Source organism: Nocardiopsis potens DSM 45234 (genome assembly GCF_000341105.1).
Taxonomy (GTDB): Bacteria; Actinomycetota; Actinomycetes; order Streptosporangiales; family Streptosporangiaceae; genus Nocardiopsis_A; species Nocardiopsis_A potens.
This window is the reverse complement of the sequence record NZ_ANBB01000123.1, coordinates 1-1,078: the sequence shown is the minus strand read 5'-3', so window position 1 is coordinate 1,078 and position 1,078 is coordinate 1. Positions and strand designations below refer to the sequence as shown.

Here is a 1,078-nt window from a genome sequence, read left to right as displayed (position 1 = left end):
TCGACGGCCAGCCCGAGCTGGCCCGCGCCGCCCTGGTCACCGTCGACGACTGGCTGGTGGGGGTGGTCGCCGCGGTCATGGCCACCGAGGAGGACCCCCACCGCCCCGCCGTCGACGTGGCCGCGGCCATCACCGGCCGGACCCCGGCGGCGGCCGCTGCGGGAGGGGGCCGGTGATGGCGCACCTGCCCCGCCGGATCTACGCGATCGCCTGCGACGCCCGAGGGTGCCACGCGATCCTGCGCGACACGCTCGGCGACGAACTCCTCGTGTGGGGGCTCGACCTGAGCCGCGAGGAGGCCGAGTGGGCCGACTCGCTGAACTGGCTCATCACCCCCTCCCGCCGCGCCTACTGCCCGCTGCACGCCCCGGAGGTCGTCGACACCGCCGTGCAGCAGGCCGCCCTGGACCTCATGGGCGCCGCCCCGATCCCCGGACTCGACCCGCCCGGCTGACCGGCCAGCGCCTGTACCGCCCCGCCCGTCCTGCGGGGCGGTGCGGGGGCCGACCGGCCCCCTGACACCGAGGAGGAGCACCGTCCGTGAACCACACCGACCGCATGAAAACGCTGACGGCCGCCGCCGACGCCCTGGCCGACCTGGCCACGACGCCCGACATCGACTCCTACCACCGCCTGGAGGAGCTGCAGGAGACCCTGACCATCCTCACCAAACTGACCACGCCGCTGCGGCGGGTCCTGGACAACGCCGAAGGGTGGGTCGTCGCGGAGTCCGCCGGGCGGCTGGAAGGGCCCGGCGGGAGCAATCGCGGCCGGACGATCATCCGCGCCCAGGACGCGCTGAACGGCGCGGCCACCCGCGCCTACATCATGGAGGGCCTGCTCACCGAGGCCCAGGAGGCTCTGGGCGGGCTGGAGCACCGCCCCCGGACGTGGTGACCCCGGTCGAGGCGGCCTGGATCCGGGAGCACGTGCTGCCCCGCGCGCTGGCCGCCCACCCCGGCCTGGAGGCCTGCGCGTGCCAGTGGGGTATGCCGCTGCACTGCAGCGCCCTGGACCGGCACGGCCGGTGCGCCCGCGCCGAGCCGCTGCCGGTCGAGGAGGGGGGCCCCCCCCCCCC

General features: G+C 76.3%; 3 protein-coding genes. All 3 read left to right on the top strand.

The window, feature by feature from the left end:
* Positions 1-175 precede the first annotated feature (175 nt).
* On the top strand, positions 176-454 hold the full coding sequence (locus tag D459_RS35205; protein ID WP_017596719.1) for a hypothetical protein: 279 nt from the start codon (positions 176-178) through the stop codon (positions 452-454).
* A gap of 86 nt (positions 455-540) precedes the next feature.
* Positions 541-897 carry a hypothetical protein gene (locus D459_RS0130190; protein ID WP_017596718.1) on the top strand — a complete coding sequence of 119 codons (357 nt, stop codon included), beginning with the start codon at positions 541-543 and terminating at the stop codon, positions 895-897.
* A partial coding sequence (locus D459_RS33385) for a hypothetical protein (protein ID WP_040711803.1) occupies positions 891-1,078 on the top strand: 188 nt, incomplete at its 3' end. The genes D459_RS0130190 and D459_RS33385, both read left to right, overlap by 7 nt.

Bases quoted from the DNA above. Each gene is read 5' to 3' on its own strand.
- D459_RS35205 (WP_017596719.1), top strand. From the start codon at position 176: ATGGCGCACCTGCCCCGCCGGATCTACGCGATCGCCTGCGACGCCCGA.